Source organism: Stenotrophomonas indicatrix (assembly GCF_050573115.1).
Lineage (GTDB): Bacteria > Pseudomonadota > Gammaproteobacteria > Xanthomonadales > Xanthomonadaceae > Stenotrophomonas > Stenotrophomonas lactitubi_A.
The window spans coordinates 287,691-310,029 of sequence record NZ_JBNYZT010000004.1 but is presented as its reverse complement, the minus strand read 5'-3'; the positions used below and the strand labels follow the sequence as shown (position 1 = coordinate 310,029).

Below are 22,339 nucleotides of genomic sequence, written 5' to 3'. Positions count from 1 at the left end.
CGGGGTGGGTCCGGTGGCGGGAGACGCCGTAAACCCGTCCATGGGGGCTTGGCCGCGGCATCCATGCCGCGGACACTCCCACCACCGGACCCACCCCGCCTTCGACAGATTTCCGCGAGCTGTTGGAACGACCTTGGGGTCGGATCCGTTTTCCTTCGGAAAACGGATCCGACCCCATTTTGATTTTCGATACCTGACAGATTTCATCCACGCATGGCGTGGATCTACCAGATCGCGGAGATCTGTCAGAGGTGGGGCGGTGTCGGAGTGCGGGGTGTCAGCCGCATGGGCCCGAGGCAAGCCTCGGGCGGGTTGGGCAGGATGCCCAACCCCGGTCTTGCCGTGTGCGCAGGACAGCGCACACGAGCAAGCGGCTGCCAAGCCTACAGGGACGTACTTGCGGCGTCCCCGCACTCCGGCACCGCCCCGCCAAACCACAGATAGCCCGCTTTTGAAGTTGACGTTGCCGTTGCCGTTGCCTGAAGGCCTCTGCGGGTGCCGGGCGCCGCCCGGCCGACTTCCGCCACTTGCGGTGGCAAGCCCTGCCCACTAGCCTTCGGCGGTCGTTCACCACCCAAGGATCGCCCGTGAAACACCGTCATCTCCTGCTGGCCGCGGCAATCGCCGCCGCTACGCTGGCCCTGGCCGCCTGCAAGAAGGAAGCTGCGCCAGGCACCGATACCGCCAGCAGCAGCGCACCGGCCGGCGAAACCGCCGACCAGTTCGTGGCCCGTATCAATGCCGAATTCAAGGCGGCCTACCCGGAGATGACCTCGGCCCAGTGGCTGTCCTCCACCTACATCAACGGTGATTCAGAGCGCATCGCGGCCAAGGCCAACGAGCGTTCGCTGACCCAGCTCAACAGCTGGATCGAGCAGGCCGGCAAGTTCGACGGCAAGCCGATGAGCGAGGACAGCAAGCGCGCGATCCATCTGCTGAAGCTGATGTCGTCGATGCCGGCACCGCGCGACCCGGCCAAGTTGGCCGAACTCACCCAGATCGCCACCCGCATGGAAGGCAGCTACGGCGCAGGCAAGTACTGCACCGACGCCAACGATCCGAACTCGTGCCGCCAGCTGGGCGAGCTGGAGCAGGTGCTGGCGCGCAGCCGCGACTATGACCAGCAGCTCGATGCCTGGCAGGGCTGGCACAGCACCACCAAGAGCATGCGCGGTGACTACCAGAAGTTCGTCGGCCTGGTGAATGAAGGTGCCAAGGGCATGGGCTTCACCGATGCCGGGCAGATGTGGCGCAGTGGCTATGACATGCCGCCGGAGCAGATCGGCCCGGAAACCGATCGTCTGTGGGAACAGGTCAAGCCGATGTACGAGCAGCTGCACTGCTACGCGCGCGGCAAGCTGGACAAGACCTATGGCAAGGACAAGGCCGAGGTGGGCAACGGCCTGATCGCCGCACACCTGATGGGCAACATGTGGCAGCAGGACTGGTCCAATCTGTGGGACCAGCTGGAACCGTACCCGGGTGCCGGCAGCCTGGACATCACCGCGGCGTTGGAAAAGCAGTACCAGACCAACCTGAGCGCGGCGCTGGCCAAGGCCGGCAAGGATGCGAACGTGGCCGCGCAGTACAAGGCGCAGCGCGAAGCCGAACTGCGCACCGCCAAGCAGATGACCGAGCGTGCGCAGGACTTCTACGTGTCGCTGGGCATGCCGTCGTTGCCGCAGTCGTACTGGGACAAGACCCAGTTCATCAAGCCTGATGACCGCGACGTGGTCTGCCACGCCAGTGCCTGGGACATGAACATGGAAGGCGATGTGCGCACCAAGATGTGCATCAAGCCCAACGAAGAGAACTTCACCACCATCTACCACGAGCTGGGCCACATCTATTACGACCTGGCCTACAACCCGCTGCCGCCGCTGTTCCAGGGCGGTGCCAACGATGGCTTCCATGAAGCCATCGGCGACACCATCGTGCTGGCGATGACGCCGAAGTACCTCAGTTCGATCGGGTTGGTCGACGCGCCGACCGAAAGCCGCGAAGCGGTCATCAACAACCAGATGCGCATGGCGCTGTCGGGCGTGTCGTTCCTGCCGTTCGGCCTGATGATCGACCGCTGGCGCTGGGGTGTGTTCGACGGTTCGATCACCGCGGACAACTACAACAAGGCCTGGTGGGACCTGAAGGCCAAGTACCAGGGCGTGGCACCGGCCAGCACCCGTGGCGAAGAGTTCTTTGATCCGGGCGCCAAGTACCACGTGCCGGGCAACACCCCGTACACCCGCTACTTCCTGGCACGCATCCTGCAGTTCCAGTTCTACAAGGGCCTGTGCGATGCCTCCGGCTTCAAGGGCCCGCTGCACGAGTGCACCTTCTACGGCAACAAGGAAGCCGGCCAGAAGTACTGGGCGATGCTGAGCAAGGGCGCCAGCCAGCCGTGGCAGGCCACGCTGAAGGAACTGACCGGCTCGGACAAGCTCGATGCCGGCCCGATGATCGAGTACTTCAGCCCGGTCAACGCCTGGTTGAAGCAGCAGAACGAAGGCCAGATGTGCGGCTGGCAGGCCAACGCGGCACCGGCAGCAGCGGCAAAATGAAAAAAGGGGCGGATCCGCGAGGATCCGCCCCTTTCCATTTCGGTAGTGCCGGCCGCTGGCCGGCAATCGCGCGATGACGATCAGTTGCTCTTCTTCGCTGCCATCGCCTCGACCAGCGCGGCCTTGAATTCCTCGAAGGTCTGACCCTTCTCGTTGGCTTCGGCCTGGGCCGCATCGCGCAGCGCATCCGAATAGATCAAACGCACCGGCGTGCCCTGCCGTTCGTGCAGTTCACCGGCCTGCATGATCAGCGCCAGCACCTGGGCCGCGCTTTCGCTCTGGCCGGCGATGCGGCCATCCATGCCCAGCACCCATTCGCCATCGCGACGGACGACGCCGGCCAGCAGCGTGCGCTGTGTGTCGCGCAGTTCGGCATGCGGCTCGACGGGCGAGGCGGTGGCGGCGGCCTTGTTGGCAGCCTGCTGTTCCTGGCGACGGCGCTGGTCGCGGCGGGATTTGGAAGAGGTCGACATCGGTGGGGCTTGCATTGCGGGGGCGCAAGGATAACCCACGCCCCCTGCATGCTGGTTCACACCGGGACGGTATCGGCTCAGTCCAGCACCCGCCCCTGCCGCCAGTAGCCCATGAAGGTGATCGCGCGGCGATCCAGGCCGCAGTCCTTCACCAGATACCGGCGGATCGCCATCACCGCGCCGGCCTCGCCCGCTACCCACGCATACATCGTGCCGTCCGCGCTGGCGTCAGCCTGCTCCCACAGGATCTGCGCGTCGACGTCGATGTCGTCCAGTTCTGCACCCTCGGCCACGGCGGAGGCCGCCGCCAGCCGCGCCTGCACGGCCTGCAGCAACCGCTGCCCATGAACCTCCTGCCCGCGCGGCAACCACATCAGTTCGGCCGTGGCCGGTGCCTTCAATGGCACCGCATCACCCGCCTGGGCGATCTCCAGCAGGGCCAGCGTCCGCGGCGGATCGGCCAGCCCAGCCAGTTCCTCGAGGATGCCGGCTACGGCCGGCAATGCGGTCTCATCGGCCACCAGCAGCACCTGGCCGACCCCGGCGGGCGGCTTCCATTCCCAGCCTTCGCTGCTGTCCGCGCAGTCGGCGTCGGGAGCCAGCAGCACCACGCGGTCGCCCGGCCGTGCGTGCGTGGCCCAGCGGGAGGCCGGTCCGGTCTCGCCATGCAGCACGAAGTCGACGTCGACCTCGCAGTCGCCGGCACGCAGCTGGCGGATGGTAAAGGTACGCATCGGCGGTCGCGCGTCATCGGGCAGTGCCCGGTAACGGGCATACCAGTCTTCGCCGCTGGGCACGTCCGGCGCGTCCTGGCCGGGCAAGGGGAAGAACACCTTGATGCGTTGGTCGGGGCCTTCGGTCTTCATGCGCGCTACGTCGGCGCCGGTGAACACCATGCGGTCCAGGGAAGGAGAAAGAACGCGGCGCTCTTTCAGCGCCACCTCGAACAGGCGGTAGGTCTGCTGCGCAGCCATGCGGATACCTCATGCGACGACATCGGGATGGCTGGCTGTCGTGCATCCACGAACCGGCTTGCTGGAAACCCCAGCCTAATCCCTGCCCGCAGCGCCGCAAGGGGGCGCTGCGTGATGCTGCACCCTACCCCTGCGCGACGCTCAATGCGCCGTGCCGGCTGCCTCTGATGCGCGTTCACGCTGGTGTTCCCAGTACCAGAACACGAAGCCGGCCGCGAAGAAGGCCGCCTGTCCCAGTGCCAGATGCAGCGGGCTGTCGTGCAGCAGTGGCGATACCACGCCGGCCACCACGGTGCTGATCATCAGCTGCACGAAGGCCTGCAGCGACGAGGCCAGGCCGCGCTGCTGCGGATACATGTCCAGCACCGCCAGCGCCAGGATCGGGAAGATCAGTGCCATGCCCATGCCGCCGAGGAAGATCGGCATCACCGCCCACGGCAGCGCGAACTGCGGCGCCAGGCTGACGTAGCCGATGTTCAACACGGCAGAGACCGCACACAAGGTGAAGCCAAGGGAGACCTGCCGGGTGGGTGTGCTGTGCCCGGCCATGCGCCCGGACAGGAACGAACCGGTGGTCATGCCGCCGATGGTGGGAATGAACAACCAGGCAAAGCCGCCTTCACCCAGATGCAGGTGCTGCATCACGATGGCCGGCGCCGAGGAGATGTACAGGAAGATGCCGCCAAAGCCGATGCTGCCAGCCAGCGCCAGGCGCAGGAAACGCGGGTTGAAGCCGATACGCACGTAATCGCGCATCAACGTGCGTGGCGACAGTGCGACCCGTGCCTCCGCCGGATGGGTTTCCGGCAGGAAGCGCGCGGTGGCCGCCAGCAGCACCAGCGCGAATACCACCAGGAACCAGAAGATCAGCGGCCAGCCGGCACCGCTGAGCAGGATCCAGCCACCGATGATCGGCGCGATGGCCGGGGCGATGCCGAACAGCATCGACACCTGGCTCATCAGCCGCTGCGCGTCGTGGCCGTGGTACAGATCGCGGATCACCGCGCGGCCGACGATCATGCCGACACCGGCAGACAGGCCCTGCAGTGCGCGGAACGCCAGCAGCGTGGTCAGGTCGGTGGACAACGCACAGCCCACCGAGGCACCGACGAAAATCACCAGGCCGCCGAGGATCACCCGCTTGCGCCCCCAGGCGTCGGACAGCGGGCCGTGGGCCAGGCTCATCAGGCCGTAGAACAGCAGGTAGACGCTGATGGTCTGCTGCACCGCCACCTCGTCCACCGCCAGGCGCTGGGCCAGCTGTGGGAACGCAGGAAAGATGGTGTCGATCGAGAACGGACCGAACATGGCCAGACCAGCGAGCAACAGGGCCATGCGGCGGGTGGAAGGAGCAACAGCGGCGGTCATCGGGCAAGCGTCCGGCAGGGCCATGCGTGACACGCACGGCGGGCGCCGATCCCCTGCAGCAGGGACGGCGCCAGATGAATACGAGAATCTCACCATCATAGGTGGGGAATGCGCGCGATGCCATGCACCGGTGCACAGAACGCACGCCCGGGCCATCGTCCATTCAGGCCTGTGAGGCCGCTTCGGACCACCGTCGGGCACCGGCAAGAGGCTATAATCGGCGGGCAACACGGTGGGAGAAGCAGGTCACCGCTGCCGAAGGCGCAACGCCCGTAATCGCTCAGGCCCGATACCACCCGTAACAGAACTCTGGAGAGACCGGTTCGATCCGGCGCCGAAGGGGCACGAAGCTGCGGTTTTCCGCGCTTTTAAACTCTCAGGCAAAAGGACAGAGGGGCGCCCCGCAGACCGCCGACCGGCGGCTTGTGCCCGTGCGTGCGCCCTTTCCTGACGGATCCTTCGCCATGTCCCAGAACACCCCTTCCCTGCGTGAGCTTGAGCATCACTCTGCCTTCGTCGAGCGCCACATCGGCCCCAACGATGCCGAGATCGCTCAGATGCTCGGCGTCATCGGCCACGCCTCGCTGGATGCGATGACCGATGCCATCGTCCCGGCCAAGATCAAGTCGCCGGCACCGCTGGCGCTGCCGGAGTCGATCACCGAAGTGCAGGCGCTGGCGAAGATCCGCGCGATCGCCGACAAGAACACCGTGCTGCGCAGCTTCATCGGCCAGGGCTACTACGGTACCCACACGCCGAACGTGATCCTGCGCAACATCCTGGAAAACCCGGCCTGGTACACCGCCTACACTCCGTACCAGGCGGAAATCTCGCAGGGCCGCATGGAAGCGCTGATCAACTTCCAGACCCTGTGCGCCGACCTGACCGGCATGGAAATCGCCAACGCCTCGCTGCTGGACGAAGCCACTGCCGCCGCTGAAGCGATGACCCTGGCCAAGCGTTCGGCCAAGTCGAAGTCGGACACCTTCTTCGTGCACGACGCCGTGCACCCGCAGACGCTGGAACTGCTGCGCACCCGCGCCGAGCCCATGGGCATCGTGCTGCGCGTGGGCACCCCGGCCGAAGCGCTGGAAGCGGAGGCCTTCGGCCTGCTGCTGCAGTACCCGGATACCTTCGGCCAGGTCGGCGACTACAAGGCGCTGGTCGATGCCGTGCACGCGCGCGGCGGCCTGGTGGCCGTGGCCACCGACCTGCTGGCACTGACCCTGCTGACCGCCCCGGGCGAATGGGGTGCGGACATCGTGGTCGGCAACAGCCAGCGGTTCGGCGTGCCGTTCGGTTTCGGTGGCCCGCATGCTGCGTTCATGGCCTGCCGTGACGCCTACAAGCGTTCGATGCCGGGCCGCCTGATCGGCGTCTCGATCGACGCGCAGGGCAACCCAGCCTACCGCCTGACCCTGCAGACCCGCGAACAGCACATCCGCCGCGAGAAGGCCACCTCCAACATCTGTACCGCACAGGTGCTGCTGGCGGTGATGGCCTCGATGTACGCCGTCTACCACGGTCCGGAAGGCCTGACCCGCATCGCCCGCCGCACCCATCGCCTGGCCGCTATCCTGGCCAGCGCGCTGCGCACCGCCGGTGTGCAGGTCGGTGCCGACTTCTTCGACACGCTGCACGTCACCGGTATCGATGCCGACGCGATCCATGCCAAGGCCCGTGCTGCCGGCTACAACCTGCGTGCGATCGACAGCAGCTCGGTCGGCATCAGCCTGGACGAGACCACCACCCGCGCCGACATCGTCGCCGTGGGCGCGCTGTTTGGTGCCAACCTTGATGTGGACGCGCTGGATGCCAGCACCGCCGATGCGCTGCCGGCCGGCCTGCTGCGCCAGTCCGCGTTCCTGACCCACCCGGTGTTCAACACCCACCACAGCGAGCACGAGCTGCTGCGCTACCTGCGTTCGCTGGCCGACAAGGACCTGGCGATGGACCGCACGATGATCCCGCTGGGCTCGTGCACCATGAAGCTCAACGCCACCGCCGAAATGATTCCGGTGACCTGGCCGGAGTTCTCGCAGATCCACCCGCTGGTGCCGGCCGAGCAGGCGCTGGGCTACAAGGAACTGATCGATTCGCTGGAAGCGATGCTGGTGGAGTGCACCGGTTACGACGCCGTCAGCCTGCAGCCCAACTCCGGTGCGCAGGGCGAGTACGCCGGCCTGCTGGCGATCCGCGCCTACCACCGCTCGCGCGGCGAAGATCACCGTGACATCTGCCTGATTCCGGATTCGGCGCACGGCACCAATCCGGCCTCGGCACAGATGTGCGGCATGAAGGTCGTGGTCACCAAGACCGATGCCAACGGCAACGTCGACGTCGAGGACATCCGCCTCAACGCCGAGAAGTACAGCGACCGCCTGGCCGCGATCATGATGACCTACCCGTCCACGCACGGCGTGTTCGAGGAAGAGGTGGTGGAGATCTGCGAGATCATCCACAAGCACGGCGGCCAGGTGTACACCGACGGTGCCAACATGAACGCCCTGGTCGGCGTTGCCAAGCCGGGCAAGTGGGGTTCGGACGTTTCGCACCTGAACCTGCACAAGACCTTCTGCATCCCGCACGGCGGCGGCGGCCCGGGCGTTGGCCCGTGTGCGGTCAAGTCGCACCTTGCCCCGTTCCTGCCGGGCAAGCTGGGTGACAACGGTCCGGTCGGCATGGTCAGCGCGGCCAGCTTCGGCAGCGCCTCGATCCTGCCGATCAGCTGGATGTATATCGCGATGATGGGCACCGAAGGCCTGCGCAAGGCCACCCAGGTCGCCCAGCTCAACGCCAACTACATCGCCAAGCGCCTGGCCCCGCACTTCAAGACGCTGTACACCGGCCGCAACGGCCTGGTCGCGCACGAGTGCATCCTGGACGTGCGTCCGCTGGAGAAGACCAGCGGCATCGGTGCCGAGGACGTGGCCAAGCGCCTGATCGACTTCGGCTTCCATGCCCCGACCCTGAGCTTCCCGGTGGCCGGCACGCTGATGGTCGAGCCGACCGAGAGCGAATCGCTGCACGAGCTGGACCGCTTCATCGACGCGATGATCCAGATCCGCGAAGAGATCACCGCGATCGAAGACGGCCGCCTGGACCGCGAGGACAACCCGCTGAAGAACGCACCGCACACCGCCACGGCGGTGACCGCCAGCGAGTGGGCCCACGCCTACCCGCGCGAGCTGGCCGCCTTCCCGCTGCCGAGCCTGAAGCTGCAGAAGTACTGGCCGCCGGTGGCCCGCGTCGACAACGTCTACGGCGACAAGAACGTGATGTGCGCCTGCATCCCGGTCGATGCCTACAAGGACGATGAAGTCGAGGCGTAAGCCTTTGCGACATCGGTAATCCGGTAACAGAACGGCCCGCGCAAGCGGGCCGTTTTCGTTTCCATCCACGCATGGCGTGGATCTGCCATCAGGGATCCGGCACCTGCCCCAGGCTCAGCTGCCACGACACGCCGAAGCGGTCCTGCACCCAGCCATAGCGGCTGCTGAACTCGTAGTCGCCCACCGGCATCAGCCAATGCCCGCCGTCGCCCAGCACACGCGCCGCGCGCTCGAACGATTCGGCGCCCGCACATTCCACGAACAGCGACATCGAGGGCGTGAACGTGAACGTGAAGTCGTGGACATCCAGACTGTCAAAGCACAGGTAGTGGGTGCCGCCGAGCAGGAAAATGGCCTGGCGGACTTGCCCGGGCACGCCTGCACCCGCCGCGTCCGGATGGCGTTGCAGGGCCAGCAGGCGGAATTCGGCGAAGGCTTCGGCGTACAGGGCCAGCGCGGCTTCGGCCTGGCCGGTGAACATCAGGAAGGGACGGCTGCGCAGCATGCGGTGCTCCCGTTCGTCGGGCCGGTGATGGCCCACGCGATCAGGATGACACGGTTGATGTGCAGCCCCCGTGGTAGTGCCGGCCGCTGGCCGGCAGCGCCAATCACGCCTCGCGCATGCGCCGGGCAATGGCGCTGCTGGCGGCGATGGTTGCCGTCAGCGCCACCATCGACAGGAACTGCAGGCGCGTATGCGCCTCGCTCAGCAACAGGCCGAAGATCAGCGCCAGCACGACCAGGCCGATCACGGTCAGCCACGGGAAGCCGGCCATGCGGAACGGCAGACGCGTGCCCAGTCGATCAGCGCGACGGCGCAGCACCAGCTGCGAAACCAGCGACAACGTCCACACCAGCAGGCAGGTGGAACCGACGATGTTCAGCAGCACCGGCAACACCTTGTCCGGGAACAGCAGTTCCATGATGGTGGCAGCAAAGCCGAACAGGACGCTGGCCAGCACCGCGATCACCGGCACCTGGCGCGGGTCGGTCCAGCCCAGCACGGTCGGTGCTTCGCGGCGTTGCGCCAGCGAATACATCATGCGCGAGGCGCCGTAGAGATTGGCATTGAGCGCCGACAGCAGGGCGATCACTGCGATCAGGGTGATGGCCGTGGCCGCCCCTGGAATATTGGCGACATCGAGAACCGCGGCGAACGGTGATTTCAGCGCTTCGCTGGTCCACGGCACCACGGCGATGATCACGCTCAGCGAGCCGATGTAGAACACCAGGATGCGCCAGGCCACGGTGCGGATGGCACGGGCGATGCTGCGCTCGGGGTCTTCGGTTTCTGCCGCCGCGACGGCCACGATCTCAGTGCCACCAAAGGCGAACACCACCACCAGCAGTGCCGCACCGATACCGGCCAGGCCCTTGGGTGCGAAGCCACCATGCTCGGTGAAGTTGCTCAGGCCCGGCGAGGCCACCTGCGGCAGCCAGCCCATCAGCAGCGCCACGCCAACGGCAATGAAGGCCAGGATCGCCGCCACCTTGAGGATGGCGAACCAGAATTCGAACTCACCGAAGTTCTTCACCCCGAGCAGGTTGATCGCGGTGAAGAACAGCATGAAAGCCAATGCCGCCATCGGTACCGGCACCACCGGCCAGACCGTGGCCAGCAACCCGGCTGCGCCCACCGCCTCGGCGGCGATGACGATGACCAGCTGCACCCACCACAACCAGCCCACGGTGGCACCCGCGGTGGCGCCCATGGCATCGGCTGCATACACCGAGAATGCGCCGCTGGTCGGCTTGGCGGCGGCCATTTCGCCCAGCGCGTTCATCACGATGATCACCAGCGCGCCGGCCACCAGGTACGACACCAGCACCGCCGGGCCGGCCGCCTGCACGCCCACGCCGGAGCCGAGGAACAGGCCGGCGCCGATGGCGCTGCCCAGCCCCATCATGATCAGCTGGCGTGGCTTGAGCGAATGGCCGAGGCGGGAGGGCGAAGCGGTCTGATCGGGGGTGGCGGGCATCGGCAGGGCTGGCGGCGGCGACAAGGGCGACACCTTACCGTGTCCAGCCGCTGCGGGGATAGGCACAGCGCAGCAGGGAACTCAGGCCGATAGCTGCTCGCCGACATTCCCACCAATTCGGGCGCGGTAGGCGCGCGGCGAGAAACCGGTTTCAGCCTTGAACTTGCGGGTGAACGCGCTCTGGTCGCTGAAACCGCAGGCCTGGCCGATGCAGGCGATGCTCTCGTTGCCATGCAGCAGGTGCATGGCCATCTGGATGCGCAGCCGGGTCAGCACCTGCTGCGGAGTCATCTGGAACACCTTGCGGAAGCTGCGCTCCAGCTTGGACAACGAGAATCCGGTGATGTCCAGCAGGGTCTGCATCCGCACGTTCTCGGCGTAGTGCGTATTGAGGTGGGCCAAGGCCAGCCGCAGCTGCTCGTACTGGGTGCCCAGGCTGTCCTTCTGGCCGAGGTCGCGGGAGATGCCGATCAGCCCCTCGACCTGCCCGTCGACCACCAGCGGGCGCTTGCAGGTCAGGCACCAGCCCGGTTCGCGATTGGCGAACAGGTGCAGTTCCATCAGGTTCTCGATCACCTCGCCGGACAGCACGCGAGCGTCCTGGTCGACATAGTCCGCACTCAGGCCGGTGGGGTAGATCTCGGCTGCGGTGCGGCCGATCACGTCCTTGCGCGCACGCAGGCCCAGCCGTCGCAGCATGGTCTGGTTGACGTAGGTGTAGCGGCCCTGGCGGTCCTTCATGAAGAACAGCACGTCCGGAATGGCGTCGAACAGGGCTTCGATGTCGGCGGGTTCGACTCGCATGCGGCAAGCATACCCGAGCCGCCGATTTGTCTGCGCGTTCACTCCCACGGGACCGTGCATTAACACCGACGGCGCCAGTGTCTGGGGTCTGCCCCTACTCGCTCCAGGAGATCCTCCATGGCCGCCAGCAAGCCGACCGGCAAGCGCGCTCCCGCCACTCCCTCCGCCGACCGTGACAGCCGCGGCCAGGGCGATGAACTGCATCAGCTCGCAGGAGGCGCTCATCCGGTACTGACCAGCAACCAGGGCATCCCGGTCGCCGACAACCAGAATTCCCTGCGCCAGGGGCCGCGCGGCCCGACGTTGCTGGAAGACTTCCTGCTTCGCGAGAAGATCACCCACTTCGACCACGAACGCATTCCCGAGCGCATCGTCCACGCGCGCGGTTCGGCTGCCCACGGCTTCTTCGAACTGACCCGGTCGCTGGACAAGGTGACCCGGGCGAAGATCCTCACCGAGGTCGGGGTGAAGACGCCGGTGTTTACCCGCTTCTCCACGGTTGCCGGCGGCGCCGGCTCGGTCGACACCCCGCGCGACGTGCGCGGCTTCGCGGTGAAGTTCTACACGAAGGAAGGCAACTGGGATCTGGTCGGCAACAACATCCCGGTGTTCTTCATCCAGGACGCGATCAAGTTCCCCGACCTGATCCATGCGGTGAAGATGGAACCGGACCGCGCGTTCCCGCAGGCGGCCAGCGCGCACGACACGTTCTGGGATTTCGTCTCGCTGATGCCCGAATCGATGCACATGATCATGTGGGCGATGAGCGACCGCACGATCCCACGCTCGCTGCGCACCATCGAAGGTTTCGGCATCCACAGCTTCCGCCTGCTGGATGAAGAAGGGAACTCCACCTTCGTCAAGTTCCACTGGCGCCCGAAGCTGGGGCTGCAGTCCACGATCTGGGACGAGGCGCTGAAACTGCAGGCAGCCGACAACGATTTCCACAGGCGCGACCTGTTCGAGGCGATCCAGCGCGGCGACTTCCCCGAGTGGGAGCTGGCCGTGCAGTTGTTCAGCGAGGAACAGGCCGACGGCTTCCCGTTCGACCACCTGGACCCGACCAAGATCATCCCCGAGTCGCTGGTGCCGCTGCAGGTGATCGGGCGCATGGTGCTGGACCGCTGGCCGGACAACTTCTTCGCCGAGACCGAGCAGGTTGCGTTCTGCCCGGCCAACGTGCCGCCCGGCATCGACTTCAGCAACGATCCGCTGCTGCAGGGGCGTCTGTTCTCCTATCTGGATACCCAGCTGATCCGCCTCGGCGGGCCGAACTTCAACCAGATCCCGATCAACGCACCGAAGTGCCCGTTCGCCAACCACCAGCGCGATGGCCACATGCAGATGCAGGTACCGAAGGGACGCGTGGCTTACGACCCGAGCTCGCTGCAGGAGGACAGCCCGCGCGAAACACCCGCCGGTTTCCGCAGTCACGCCAGCGCCGATGACGGGCGCAAGGGCCGCACCCGTGCGGAGAGCTTTGCCGACCACTACAGCCAGGCACGGATGTTCTTCCGCAGCCTGGAGAAACCGGAGCAGGCGCACTTGGCCTCCGCGCTGGTGTTCGAGCTGTCGAAGGTGGAAACCGAGAAGGTGCGCGTGCGCACCGTCAGCCATCTGCGCAATATCGACGAGGGGCTGGCCAAGCGCGTGGCCGACGGACTGGCCCTGCGCACCCTGCCCGACCCGGCACCGACGGCAACCCCCGCGCAGGACCTGCCCGCCGCACCCGAAGTACGCGTGATCGGCCGCAACAAGCCACTGCTGCAGGGGCGCTGCATCGGCATCCTGTTCGATGAAGGTTCCGATGCACGGGTGATCGCCAACCTGCGCAAGGCCGCTGAAAAGGCCGGCGCCAGCGTCAAGCTGGTCGCACCGAAAGTCGGCGGCGCCACGCTCAGCGACGGCAAGCTGCAAGCCGCCGATGGACAGCTGGCCGGTACCCCGTCGGTGGTGTTCGATGCAGTGGCCGTGGTGCTGAGTGCCGATGCTGGCAAGGCATTGGCCAAGGAAGCCGCGGCTGTGGGCTTCGTCAGCGACGCCTGGGCGCATCTCAAAGCGATCGCCAGTGACGAAGGTGCACAGGCCCTGCTGAAGGCAGCGCGCGTCGGCAACGATGCCGGCACCGTGGAGGCCGAAGACAGCAAGGCCTTCCTCACCGCTGCCGCCACCCGCCAGTGGGCGCGCGAGCCGAAGCTGCGCCTGCTGGCCTGATCATCCGACAGGAGAATGCTCATGCCCCGTGGTGACAAATCCGCCTATACCGACAAGCAGAAGCGCCAGGCCGAGCACATCGAAGAGAGCGAGCGCGAACGCGGTGCAAGTGAAGGCACCGCCGAGCGCATCGCCTGGGCCACCGTGAACAAGCAGGACGGTGGCGGCAAGCGCAGCGGCAGCGCGCGCAAGGCAACGAAGACGGTTGCCAGAAAGACAACGGCGAAGAAGGCTTCCGCAAGCAAGGCGTCGGCGAAGAAGGTGGCGAAGAAGACCGCTGCGAAAAAGACGCCTGCGAAGAAGGCCGCCACCAGGAAGACTGCTGCAAAGAAGGTGGTGAAGAAGGCCCCTGCGAAGGCCCCTGCGAAGAAGGCGGCCGCCGGGAAGGCAACGCAGAAGAGCGCCTCACGCAGCACCGCAGCGAAGAAGGCCGCGAAGACGCGTGCAGCAAAAAAGGCGGTACGCAAGACCGCGGCGAAGAAGGCCGCACGCACCCGCGCCGGCAGTTAGCCGGTAGCGGGCAGCGCCCTCACCCAACCGGCCACCACCGCTGCGGCCGGTTCGGCACAGGCCTGCAGCAGCAGATGCGGCCCTGCCAGTGCAACGTGCCGCGCATCCGGCAACAGGGCCTGCAACTCGGCCACGCTCGGCGGCCACAGCAACCGGTCCTGACGCGCCTGCAGGCACAGCGTCGGCACCGTGATCTGCGGCAGCAACCCGCGTACGTCCACCCGCAGGGTCGCTGCGGCGCGCTGCCGCAACGTGGTCGCTGGAACCTGAGCCAACGCATCGCGCAGCATCGACATGTGCTCGCCGGTGCGCCAGCGCCCCAGCAGCAGGCGCGCCAGCAACGCCACGGGAGGCACCGGCCAGGCCGGTGACAGCAGTGCCGCGCCGGCTGCCGGCAATGGCACGGGCCGGCGCGCAAAGGTCGCGGCCAGCACCAGTCCGCGCAGCGCTGCGGGCTGTCGCGCGGCCAGCTCGACCGCCAACGGCCCCGAGAAGGACTCGGCAAGCAGGATGAAGGGGTGGTGGGGCAGCTGCGGCCACAGCCATCTGGCAAGCGTGGCGTAATCCTGCCCGCCCTGCGCAGGCAGCGCGATCGCCTGCGTCGTCAGCCCATGAGCCTGCAGTGCGGACAGCAACGGGGTCGACATGCTGCCGGTGCCATCCAGGCCTGGCAGCATCAGTACGTGCAGCGGCGCGGCCGACGCGGCATCACAGCTCTGTTTTTCCTCGCGTCCAATTCCCATGGCACCTCCTTTGCTGGCAAGCATCGCCCGGATCGGAAGGCTGCGGAAGATCCTGCTCTGCTCTTCTCCCGCTGCGTCGGTCAAGGTTGCGCGATACTGCCGGCTCCGCCGCAGGATGCGGCTACCAAGGAGAATCGTCGATGCGATGGACCAACGCACTGGCCATGATGGCCCTGATGCTGCCACTGACCGCGCTTGCCAGCGATGGCTGGATCGACAGCAACGGCAAGGCGGTGCCGCAGACCGATACCATGAAATCCAAGGATGGCTTTGCGGCATCGCTGCTGGTCACCTCCGACGCCGACTGGCAGGCCAAGTGGGAAACCCCACCGGAGACCACTCCCGGTTTTACCGAGGCCAGCGAAGTCCAGCTGGGCGGAGAATTGTTCCTGCTGATATTCCTGTCCAACCCACAACTGGACGAGTACCGCGTACCCAAGGTGCACTGCGATCTGCGCATGCTTCGCCCGGACGGCAGTACCAGTGTCGACGAACGCGATGTTCCCTGCTTCACTGCCGCCCTGCCCGGCCCGCCAACCCTGCTGTACATGACCAACCTGCACCTGAAGTTCGTCGCCGAGGCCGGTGACCCGAAGGGCACGTGGACCGCGCAGGTGGTGGTCAGGGATCTGTTGCGGAATGTGAGCCTGCCCCTGCAGGCCCGCTTCGACGTCCGTTGAAAGGAGGCCTGCGGATGAAGATGCGACGATTGCTCAGCTGGACCGGCCTTGCGCTGTGCGTGGCCTACCTGCTGTTTACCGCGTGGCTGGTTCACGGCGCGCAGTCGGATGCGGACCCGAAGGGCACCTACATCCTGATGGCGCTGCCCATCACCCTGCAGTCGGCCGCGCTGGATGCCATCGGCGCAGGCAGCCTGTTGTACGGCAAGTCCTGGTCGACCGCGTATGCGGTGCTGGTGCCGCCAACACTGCTGTTCCTGTACGCGGTCGGTTGGTGGATCGAACGCTCCGCACGCGGGCGCTAGTTGCACGGATCCGTTGGACACATCGACGCCCTGCATGCTGGCCATCGCATACAGGGCGTCATCCAACATCCAACTACGGACTGCTTACGCCGCGCGCGCAGCCACGGCAGGCTTGCGCACACCCTGTTCCAGCTGGAACACCGACACCGATGTCGTCAGTGCATGTGCCTGCTCTTCCAGCGCGCGGCTGGCAGCAGTCGCTTCTTCCACCAGGGCCGCGTTCTGCTGGGTCACCTGGTCCATCTGCACCACTACCTGGTTGACCTGTTCGATGCCAGCCGCCTGTTCCTTGCTGGCGGCGGCGATGTCGCTCATCAGCAGGGTGGTACGCGAACTGGCCTGCGCCACGCGCGCAATGGCAGCTTCGGACTGCACCGTCACCGCCAGGCCGCTCTGCACCTTGGCGGCGGCGTCCTCGATCAACTCCTTGATCTCCTTGGCAGCGACTCCGGCACGCTGTGCCAACGTACGCACTTCGCTGGCGACCACCGCGAAGCCGCGGCCCTGTTCGCCGGCACGCGCCGCTTCCACCGCGGCATTCAACGCCAGGATGTTGGTCTGGAAGGCAATGCCATCGATCACCGTGGAGATTTCCGAGATGCGCGCGGAAGACTGATCGATCTCGCCCATCACGGTCGCCATCTGTGCCATGGCCTGCTCGGTCTCGCGCACGGCAACGCCGGCCGCGTGCGCTTCGCTGTCGGCTTGGCGGGCCAGCTCGGCGTTCTGGCGCACGGTCGAGGTCAGCTCTTCCATCGAGGCAGCAGCCTCTTCAAGATTCGCGGCCTGCTGTTCGGTACGGCGCGACAGATCGTTGTTGCCGGCGGCCAGTTCCTGTGCCGCGTTGTTGATGCTGTCGGCCGCTACCTGGATGCCGCGCACGATGCCGGTCAACTGTGCGGTGGTGGTGTTGGCGTCGTCACGCATGCGTGCGAACACGCCTTCGTACTCGCCATCCATGCGCGCGGTGAGGTTGCCATGTGAGATGGCGCGCAGAACGTCGGAGACATCGGCGATGCTGGCCTGCGAGCTGGCCATCATGCCGTTGAGGTGGTTCACCATCGCCTGGAACTGGTACTGGAATGCCGCGGCGTCGCCACGCATGCTGAAATCGCCGGCGCGCGCGGCACGGGCCAGTTCATCGATCTGCGCGTTGATCGCCATCAGGCTCTGCTTCACCGCCGCCAGGGTGCGGGTCAGCGTGCCCTTCTCGCCGGGGTACTCGGGCAGATCGCGGCTGAGATCGCCGATGGCATAGCGCTGCATCACCTCGGCCATCAACAGCTGCACCTGCACGTGCGATTCGACCAGGTGGTTGGTGGCCTGCACCATGCGGCCAAAGTCGCCGGGGAACGCGCTGGCGTCCATCCGGTAACGGATCGCGCCGGCTTCATGCTGCTCGGCCATCTGCAACTGCGCGCCGATCGCCGCCTGAACACTCTGGCGCACGCTGGCCATGGCCTCGCCAAGCTGGGTCAGCTCATCACGACCGCCAAGACGGAATTCCTGGTCCAGTTCGCCCTTGGACAGGCGCTCAGCCAGCTGCACCGCACGCGCCAGCGGGCCGGTCATGCTGCGGCCGATCAACACCGACGCGGCGATGCCGACCAGCAGGGCTACGCCGCCCAGCGCCAGCAGCTGCAGCAGGCTGCGCTCGCCCAGGCGGATCGCCTCGGCCGCGGCCTCACGGCTTTCCTTCTCTTCATAGGCCACGCCATCGGCCAGGGCCTTGTTCCAGCCATTGGCGGCTTCCTGCACCGGCCCCAGGGTCAACGCTACTGCAGCGGGGAAATCACCCTGCTCCATCAGTTCGCTGGTCTGCTTGTTGAGCGGACGGGCGAGCGCACGCTTGGCGGCGATGGTCTCGCCGATCACCTTGCCCTCGGCATCGCCGGGCAGGGCCTGGTAGGCAGTCCAGCTGGCCTCGTAGCGCTTGACCAGATCGGCGATGCGCTGCTCGTCGTTGGCGCGGTCTTCGCCCTGGCGGATCAACATTTCGCGGCGCACGACCATCATCTGGTTGTTGGCATCGAGCATCTCCGACAGCAGCCGTACCTTGGCTACGCCAACCTCGACCACCTGCTCCATCGCGCGCTTCTGCACGGTGGTGGCGGTAGCGCCGGTAGCCACCACGGCGGCAACCAGCAGCAACAACAGGCCAAAGCCAAGCCCAAGACGCCAGGCAACCCTGACGTTCCTCAAGTAGTTCATGGGGTGAATCCAAAACGGGGGGGATGCGCCCATATCGGCCTGCCCGCCGGGAATCTTGATCGTCCCCCGTGCGCCTGCGTCGGAAGCCGTTCACCTTGGTGAGGTGCGGTCCTCCGCTTCCGCGGTGGGTCTTTGGCGTGGCGATGCGCCCCCGCTGCTCATGCCGGCATCAGTTCCTTTTCACGGCGGCTACGCAGCGTTTGCAGGCAGGGTGGAGGCGTTATCTGTTTGGAGACGCCCATGCCCGTATGCCGCCCCGCCCTGCTTGCCCTGTCGCTGTTGATCTCACCCGCCTTCGCACAGTCCACGCCACCTGCCGGCCTGCCAGCGCCGATTGCCGAAAAAGCCGGTCCTGACACGGCGGCACGCTCACCCCTGCATGCGCAGGTCCTGCTGGACCGTGCGAATTTCTCTCCGGGCGAGATCGATGGTGAAGTGGGCAGCAACCAGCGGCGTGCGGTGTCCGGCTTCCAGGCCGCGCACGGGCTGACGGCCAACGGTGAACTGGACGATGCCACCTGGAAAGCCCTGGAGGCCGATTCGGTCACTCCGCTGGCCAGCTACACGCTGACCGCTGAAGACGTGGCCGGTCCCTTTGTCGCCATCCCCAAGAAGCCGGCCGAACAGGCCAAACTGAAATCCTTGGGCTTCAGCAGTATCGAAGAATCACTGGGCGAGCGTTTCCATGCCGCCCCGGAGCTGCTGAAGGCCCTCAATCCCGGCGTGGATCTGAGCAAGGCCGGCACTCGCATCCAGGTGCCCAACATTGCGCCTGCCGCTTTGCCCAAGGCCGCCAGGCTGGTGGTCGACAAGTCCGACTCCACCCTGCAGCTGCTGGACGCACAGGGCAAGGTAATCGCGCAGGTGCCGGTGTCGTCGGGCAGCGAGCATGACCCGCTGCCGATCGGTGAGTGGAAGATCCTCGGCGTGTACCCGGATCCGCCATTCCACTACAACCCGAAACTGTTCTGGGACGCGAAGAAGGGCGATCGCAAAGCCACGATTCCGCCCGGCCCGAACAATCCGGTCGGCCGGGTCTGGATCGATCTCTCCAAGCCGCATTACGGCCTGCACGGCACACCGGTGCCCGGCCACGTCGGCAAGACCGAATCGCACGGTTGCGTGCGCATGACCAACTGGGATGCGCTGCGCGTGGCCGCGGCGGTGGATACGTCGGTAGTCGTGGTGATGCAGGAGTGAGCCGATGCGACTTGCGCAACTGATCGTGCTGGGACTGGTGATGGGCGTGGCCGCCGGTTGGTGGCTGCAGCGCGATGGCGAGCCGTCCGATGGCGCGGGTACCCGCCCCCTTGCAGTGGTGCCGCCCCCGGCTGCGGCCAACGGGGTCGGTGCCGTATCCGTGAAGCAGGCAGCGACGGCAATCGCTGCGCCCGCCCCAGCAGCAACCGGCGACACACCCTCCGGTCTGCTGCTGCCGGTACAGGGCATTGCGCCGTCGCAACTGCAGGACACCTTCACCGACGCACGCAGCGAAGGCCGTGTGCACGACGCCATCGACATCATGGCCGCTGCCGGCACGCCGGTGCTGGCCGTGGCCGATGGCCATGTCGAGAAACTGTTCGACAGCAAACGTGGCGGCCTCACCCTCTACCAGTTCGAACCGAGTGGCCGCTGGTGCTACTACTACGCACACCTGCAGCGCTACGCCGACGGGCTGGCCGAGAAGCAGACCATCAAGCGCGGCGATGTGATCGGCTACGTCGGCAGTACCGGCAATGCCAATCCCGAAGCCCCGCACCTGCATTTCGAAGTGCACGCGCTGGGACCGGAAAAACAGTGGTGGAAGGGCGAGTCGCTCAACCCCTATCCGCTGCTGAAAAAAGCGGACGGAGGGGATTAAGTCGCAATCCGCACGGTTGCTTCAGGGCGCCTGCGCCACGCGCGGGCGCTGCCTGCGCAGCGCGATGGTGAAGATCACCAATGCGATGCCTGGAACCAGCAGCAACAGCGCCGCCAGTTTCCAGAAGAAGAATGGCCACAGCCAGATGTAGTCCAGGTCGGTCAGCTTCAGAAGATCCAGCGGCGGTTGCAGCTCGACGGTTGCCGGCCTGCCGGCCAGCGCCGGCTCCACTGCCAGCACGGTCACCCGCAGCCAGGAGCGGCCACGGGGCAATGCGTCACCGCGGCCGTAGCCGAAGTACGCGGCGGTGAACCCCGCCGTTTCAACGGTTTCCACTCTGCGCACGACCTCCGTCGCGGGCGGGCCAGATCGCACGCTCGCGCGGAAGTCCGCATGCTCGTTAGGGGTTTCGACGCGCATCAGCACGTCGGGGTCGAGGGCCGGGTCGGCAGCGTTGGGCGGGTAACGCAGCCGCAACCGCAGGCGATCGTCAATGAAGCGGTAGACCGCGATCTCCGCGCTCGCACCGGGGCTCAGCACCAGCGGCAGGGTCTGCGTGCGTGAGGCCAGATGGTTGGCCACAGCGCCCACCGTCAGCACCACACAAGCGGCTGCCCACAGGCCCCAGAACACCCACAGGGTGATCCGCAGCACCCTGGTCCCTTTCACGCTGACATCGCCGGTCATCGGTCCGCTTCCCTGCTGGCACTGCGTACACACTAACGAAAAAGCCCCGCTTTCGCGGGGCTTTTCCTTTACGTCAGCGGGCGGTCGCTCAGGCGAACGGATCCTGCAGGACCATGGTGTGGTCGCGGTCCGGGCCGGTGGAGACGATGCTGATCGGGCAGCCGGCCAGCTCTTCCAGCGAACGCAGGTAAGCGCGTGCGGCCGGCGGCAGGTCGTCCCAGTTGGTGATGCCGTGGGTGTTCTCGGTCCAGCCCGGGAACTCCAGGTACACCGGGGTGCACTCTTCCCAGCCCTGCGCGTCCAGCGGCGCGTACTCGGTACGCTTGCCGTTGTATTCGTAGGCGATGCAGACCTTCAGCTTTTCCATGCCGTCCAGCACGTCCAGCTTGGTGATGCACAGGCCGCTGATGCCGTTGATGGCCACCGCGCGCTTGAGGGCGACGATGTCCATCCAGCCGCAACGACGCGGGCGGCCGGTCGAGGCACCGTACTCGGCACCGCGGTCGCGGATGCCCTGGCCGATTTCATCGTCCAGCTCGGTCGGGAACGGGCCACCGCCGACGCGGGTCGCGTAGGCCTTGGCGATGCCCAGCACGTAGTCGATCGCGTCAGCGCCGACGCCAGCACCGGCCAGCGCACCACCCACGGTGGTGTTGGAGCTGGTGACGTACGGGTAGGTGCCGTGGTCGATGTCCAGAAGGGCGCCCTGCGCGCCTTCGAACAGCACGCGCTTACCCTGCTTGCGCAGGTCGTGCAGGATGCCGGCAACGTCCGACTTCATCGGCTGCACGTACTCGCCGAAGGCCAGCGCCTCGTCGAAGGTCTTCTGGAAATCGACCGCGTCGGTCTTCAGGTAGTTGGTCAGCACGAAGTTGTGGTAATCCAGCGCGGTGCGCAGGAGTTCTTCCAACTGCTTCGGGTAATGCAGGTCGGCGATGCGGATGCCGCGACGCGCCACCTTGTCTTCGTATGCCGGGCCGATGCCACGGCCGGTGGTGCCGATCGCCTTGCCGCCGGCAGCGCGTTCGCGCGCCTGGTCCAAGGCGATGTGGTACGGCATGATCAGCGGCGCGGCCGGGGAGATCTTCAGGCGCGAACGCACTTCCACGCCGGAGGTTTCCAGCTCGGCGATTTCCTTCTGCAGCGCAGCCGGCGAGATCACCACGCCGTTGCCGATCAGGCACAGCGCATCGTCACGCAGGATGCCCGACGGGATCAGGTGCAGGACGGTCTTCTTGCCGTTGATGACCAGGGTGTGGCCGGCATTGTGGCCGCCCTGGAAGCGCACGACGGCGCCGATTTCCTCAGTGAGCAGATCGACGATCTTGCCCTTTCCTTCATCGCCCCACTGGGCACCAAGCACTACGACAGACTGACCCATGACGGGTTCCTCTATTTGTTGCGGCCATCGGGGCCGCGGACGGGTAAACCGCAACGGGGCTGGCCAGCGCTTGGGTGGCGGCTCCAAACGGGGAGCGGCCGGCGATGGAAGGCCCAGACACGGAAAAAGCCGAACGGGGAGGCCCGTCCGGCTTTTGTGCATTATCCGGGTTTCCGGGGTCCGGTGCCACCCTTTCGGCGGACGGCTTCACCGGCCGGTCAGGCCGGCCCCGGCCCGGTAGTGCCGGCCGCTGGCCGGC

At 66.4% G+C, this 22,339-nt stretch carries 18 protein-coding genes and 1 riboswitch; of the genes, 8 read left to right on the top strand and 10 right to left on the bottom strand.

The features are described from left to right. Positions 1-587: 587 nt before the first annotated feature. Positions 588-2,558, top strand: a complete 1,971-nt coding sequence (locus tag ACQ5SA_RS12270; RefSeq protein ID WP_191078129.1) for a M2 family metallopeptidase — start codon at positions 588-590, stop codon at positions 2,556-2,558. Between the two features lie 80 nt (positions 2,559-2,638). Here the strand turns inward: ACQ5SA_RS12270 and ACQ5SA_RS12265 are convergent, their stop codons facing one another. From ACQ5SA_RS12265 to ACQ5SA_RS12255, 3 genes are all read right to left on the bottom strand, one after another. Beyond that, on the bottom strand, positions 2,639-3,031 hold the full coding sequence (locus ACQ5SA_RS12265; protein ID WP_230112298.1) for a hypothetical protein: 393 nt from the start codon (positions 3,029-3,031) through the stop codon (positions 2,639-2,641). A gap of 77 nt (positions 3,032-3,108) precedes the next feature. Next, on the bottom strand, positions 3,109-4,005 hold the full coding sequence (locus ACQ5SA_RS12260) for a siderophore-interacting protein (protein ID WP_353101559.1): 897 nt from the start codon (positions 4,003-4,005) through the stop codon (positions 3,109-3,111). Between the two features lie 141 nt (positions 4,006-4,146). Then, positions 4,147-5,373, bottom strand: coding sequence for a multidrug effflux MFS transporter (locus ACQ5SA_RS12255; RefSeq protein ID WP_499314375.1), 1,227 nt, complete (start codon positions 5,371-5,373; stop codon positions 4,147-4,149). 299 nt (positions 5,374-5,672) lie between these two features. Next, positions 5,673-5,775: riboswitch (glycine riboswitch) on the top strand. Positions 5,776-5,837: 62 nt separating this feature from the next. Between ACQ5SA_RS12255 and gcvP the strand changes: the two genes are divergently transcribed. After that, positions 5,838-8,705, top strand: coding sequence for an aminomethyl-transferring glycine dehydrogenase (gene gcvP / locus ACQ5SA_RS12250; protein ID WP_499314374.1), 2,868 nt, complete (start codon positions 5,838-5,840; stop codon positions 8,703-8,705). 88 nt (positions 8,706-8,793) lie between these two features. Here the strand turns inward: gcvP and ACQ5SA_RS12245 are convergent, their stop codons facing one another. The 3 genes from ACQ5SA_RS12245 to ACQ5SA_RS12235 all read right to left on the bottom strand — a co-directional run bounded on the left by ACQ5SA_RS12245 (position 8,794) and on the right by ACQ5SA_RS12235 (position 11,488). After that, on the bottom strand, positions 8,794-9,210 hold the full coding sequence (locus ACQ5SA_RS12245; RefSeq protein ID WP_499314373.1) for a VOC family protein: 417 nt from the start codon (positions 9,208-9,210) through the stop codon (positions 8,794-8,796). Between the two features lie 103 nt (positions 9,211-9,313). After that, positions 9,314-10,684, bottom strand: a complete 1,371-nt coding sequence (locus ACQ5SA_RS12240; protein WP_343245357.1) for an amino acid permease — start codon at positions 10,682-10,684, stop codon at positions 9,314-9,316. A gap of 81 nt (positions 10,685-10,765) precedes the next feature. Beyond that, the gene (locus ACQ5SA_RS12235; protein ID WP_499314372.1) at positions 10,766-11,488 is read right to left on the bottom strand and encodes a PAS domain-containing protein; all 723 of its coding nucleotides are present in this window, start codon (positions 11,486-11,488) and stop codon (positions 10,766-10,768) included. Positions 11,489-11,605: 117 nt separating this feature from the next. Between ACQ5SA_RS12235 and ACQ5SA_RS12230 the strand changes: the two genes are divergently transcribed. Together ACQ5SA_RS12230 and ACQ5SA_RS12225 are read left to right on the top strand one after the other, a co-directional pair. Further along, positions 11,606-13,702 carry a catalase gene (locus ACQ5SA_RS12230; protein WP_499314371.1) on the top strand — a complete coding sequence of 699 codons (2,097 nt, stop codon included), beginning with the start codon at positions 11,606-11,608 and terminating at the stop codon, positions 13,700-13,702. 21 nt (positions 13,703-13,723) lie between these two features. Further along, positions 13,724-14,212: a hypothetical protein gene (locus tag ACQ5SA_RS12225; RefSeq protein ID WP_230112293.1), complete on the top strand. Its 489-nt coding sequence runs from the start codon at positions 13,724-13,726 to the stop codon at positions 14,210-14,212. Here the strand turns inward: ACQ5SA_RS12225 and ACQ5SA_RS12220 are convergent. Beyond that, positions 14,209-14,955, bottom strand: a complete 747-nt coding sequence (locus ACQ5SA_RS12220) for an alpha/beta fold hydrolase (RefSeq protein WP_499314370.1) — start codon at positions 14,953-14,955, stop codon at positions 14,209-14,211. The two genes, ACQ5SA_RS12225 and ACQ5SA_RS12220, sit on opposite strands and share 4 nt — an antisense overlap. Positions 14,956-15,095: 140 nt before the next feature. On the opposite strand from ACQ5SA_RS12220, the gene ACQ5SA_RS12215 reads away from it, so the two are divergent. Together ACQ5SA_RS12215 and ACQ5SA_RS12210 are read left to right on the top strand one after the other, a co-directional pair. Then, complete coding sequence (locus ACQ5SA_RS12215; protein ID WP_499314369.1) at positions 15,096-15,635, top strand: hypothetical protein; 540 nt, start codon at positions 15,096-15,098, stop codon at positions 15,633-15,635. Positions 15,636-15,649: 14 nt separating this feature from the next. After that, complete coding sequence (locus tag ACQ5SA_RS12210; RefSeq protein WP_230112290.1) at positions 15,650-15,940, top strand: hypothetical protein; 291 nt, start codon at positions 15,650-15,652, stop codon at positions 15,938-15,940. Positions 15,941-16,024: 84 nt separating this feature from the next. On the opposite strand, the gene ACQ5SA_RS12205 is transcribed toward ACQ5SA_RS12210, so the two are convergent. Next, positions 16,025-18,151, bottom strand: a complete 2,127-nt coding sequence (locus tag ACQ5SA_RS12205) for a methyl-accepting chemotaxis protein (protein WP_499314368.1) — start codon at positions 18,149-18,151, stop codon at positions 16,025-16,027. A gap of 240 nt (positions 18,152-18,391) precedes the next feature. Between ACQ5SA_RS12205 and ACQ5SA_RS12200 the strand changes: the two genes are divergently transcribed. Both ACQ5SA_RS12200 and ACQ5SA_RS12195 read left to right on the top strand, forming a co-directional pair. Further along, complete coding sequence (locus ACQ5SA_RS12200; RefSeq protein WP_108265152.1) at positions 18,392-19,351, top strand: L,D-transpeptidase family protein; 960 nt, start codon at positions 18,392-18,394, stop codon at positions 19,349-19,351. 4 nt (positions 19,352-19,355) lie between these two features. Further along, positions 19,356-20,012, top strand: coding sequence for a M23 family metallopeptidase (locus ACQ5SA_RS12195; RefSeq protein ID WP_108265153.1), 657 nt, complete (start codon positions 19,356-19,358; stop codon positions 20,010-20,012). A gap of 21 nt (positions 20,013-20,033) precedes the next feature. Here ACQ5SA_RS12195 and ACQ5SA_RS12190 read toward each other — a convergent pair whose 3' ends face one another. Next, positions 20,034-20,681 (bottom strand): hypothetical protein, encoded by a 648-nt coding sequence (locus ACQ5SA_RS12190; protein ID WP_499314367.1) that lies wholly within the window; start codon positions 20,679-20,681, stop codon positions 20,034-20,036. Positions 20,682-20,787: 106 nt separating this feature from the next. Beyond that, positions 20,788-22,080 carry an adenylosuccinate synthase gene (locus ACQ5SA_RS12185; RefSeq protein ID WP_380654040.1) on the bottom strand — a complete coding sequence of 431 codons (1,293 nt, stop codon included), beginning with the start codon at positions 22,078-22,080 and terminating at the stop codon, positions 20,788-20,790. Between the last annotated feature and the right edge of the window lie 259 nt (positions 22,081-22,339).

What these genes read in the sequence shown, in the direction of transcription:
- ACQ5SA_RS12265 (WP_230112298.1), bottom strand. Translation starts at nt 3,031, where the DNA reads ATGTCGACCTCTTCCAAATCCCGCCGCGACCAGCGCCGTCGCCAGGAA.
- ACQ5SA_RS12260 (WP_353101559.1), bottom strand. Translation starts at nt 4,005, where the DNA reads ATGGCTGCGCAGCAGACCTACCGCCTGTTCGAGGTGGCGCTGAAAGAG.
- ACQ5SA_RS12255 (WP_499314375.1), bottom strand. Translation starts at nt 5,373, where the DNA reads ATGACCGCCGCTGTTGCTCCTTCCACCCGCCGCATGGCCCTGTTGCTC.
- gcvP (WP_499314374.1), top strand. Translation starts at nt 5,838, where the DNA reads ATGTCCCAGAACACCCCTTCCCTGCGTGAGCTTGAGCATCACTCTGCC.
- ACQ5SA_RS12245 (WP_499314373.1), bottom strand. Translation starts at nt 9,210, where the DNA reads ATGCTGCGCAGCCGTCCCTTCCTGATGTTCACCGGCCAGGCCGAAGCC.
- ACQ5SA_RS12240 (WP_343245357.1), bottom strand. Translation starts at nt 10,684, where the DNA reads ATGCCCGCCACCCCCGATCAGACCGCTTCGCCCTCCCGCCTCGGCCAT.
- ACQ5SA_RS12235 (WP_499314372.1), bottom strand. Translation starts at nt 11,488, where the DNA reads ATGCGAGTCGAACCCGCCGACATCGAAGCCCTGTTCGACGCCATTCCG.
- ACQ5SA_RS12230 (WP_499314371.1), top strand. Translation starts at nt 11,606, where the DNA reads ATGGCCGCCAGCAAGCCGACCGGCAAGCGCGCTCCCGCCACTCCCTCC.
- ACQ5SA_RS12225 (WP_230112293.1), top strand. Translation starts at nt 13,724, where the DNA reads ATGCCCCGTGGTGACAAATCCGCCTATACCGACAAGCAGAAGCGCCAG.
- ACQ5SA_RS12220 (WP_499314370.1), bottom strand. Translation starts at nt 14,955, where the DNA reads ATGGGAATTGGACGCGAGGAAAAACAGAGCTGTGATGCCGCGTCGGCC.
- ACQ5SA_RS12215 (WP_499314369.1), top strand. Translation starts at nt 15,096, where the DNA reads ATGCGATGGACCAACGCACTGGCCATGATGGCCCTGATGCTGCCACTG.
- ACQ5SA_RS12210 (WP_230112290.1), top strand. Translation starts at nt 15,650, where the DNA reads ATGAAGATGCGACGATTGCTCAGCTGGACCGGCCTTGCGCTGTGCGTG.
- ACQ5SA_RS12205 (WP_499314368.1), bottom strand. Translation starts at nt 18,151, where the DNA reads ATGAACTACTTGAGGAACGTCAGGGTTGCCTGGCGTCTTGGGCTTGGC.
- ACQ5SA_RS12200 (WP_108265152.1), top strand. Translation starts at nt 18,392, where the DNA reads ATGCCCGTATGCCGCCCCGCCCTGCTTGCCCTGTCGCTGTTGATCTCA.
- ACQ5SA_RS12195 (WP_108265153.1), top strand. Translation starts at nt 19,356, where the DNA reads ATGCGACTTGCGCAACTGATCGTGCTGGGACTGGTGATGGGCGTGGCC.
- ACQ5SA_RS12185 (WP_380654040.1), bottom strand. Translation starts at nt 22,080, where the DNA reads ATGGGTCAGTCTGTCGTAGTGCTTGGTGCCCAGTGGGGCGATGAAGGA.